This is a genomic window from Natronococcus sp., assembly GCF_047921035.1.
In the GTDB taxonomy this organism is placed as follows: domain Archaea; phylum Halobacteriota; class Halobacteria; order Halobacteriales; family Natrialbaceae; genus Natronococcus.
The window spans coordinates 1-630 of record NZ_JBLRWX010000248.1 but is presented as its reverse complement, the minus strand read 5'-3'; the positions used below and the strand labels follow the sequence as shown (position 1 = coordinate 630).

Sequence of the window (630 nt, the reverse complement as noted above, 5' to 3'; positions counted from 1 at the left end):
ACGTTCCCTTCCCCTATGACGCACCGAGTACCGCAGGCTTCGAGGGAAATGGCCCGAAGGGGCGCCGCAGGGACGCGGCGCGTCGCCTGTCAGGCGACCCCCTCGAAGCCGAGGAACGCAGGGCACCCGCGAACAGCGGGGATCGGAAGCCTTTGACTTTGCTTTCGCCCCTTGGTGTCGAAGAACCGAAACGCCGGATCCCCCGGCTATCCCAGCACCGCCTCAACCATCACCAGCACCGCCACCGTCACCACCACCAGCGCCAGCAGGCTCAACCGCGATCCGGCCCGCACCATGTCAGGCACAGTGATGCGCCCGCTGCCGAAGACGATGGCGTTGGGTGGCGTGGCCACCGGGAGCATGAAGGCGCAGGAGGCGGCAAGCGCCACCGGGACGGTGAGCAGCAGGGGGTGCTCGTCCAGTGCGACCGCAAGCGCCGCGGCAAGCGGCAGCAGCGTGGCGGCGGTGGCGGTGTTGCTGGTCACGTGGCTGAGCAGCATGGCGACCAGAGCCACCACCAGGACCAGCGCCCACACGGGCCATGCGGTGAGCCCGCCGAGCGCGGCCGCCACCGCATCGGACAGGCCGCTCGCGCCGATGGCGGCCCCCAGGCTCAGACCGCCGCCCACC

General features: G+C 70.8%; 1 protein-coding gene. It reads right to left on the bottom strand.

Features of this window, described 5'->3' with window-relative positions; all coding sequences use genetic code 11:
- Window positions 1-206 precede the first annotated feature (206 nt).
- A partial coding sequence (locus ACNA7R_RS20525; RefSeq protein ID WP_416285384.1) for an anion permease occupies window positions 207-630 on the bottom strand: 424 nt, incomplete at its 5' end.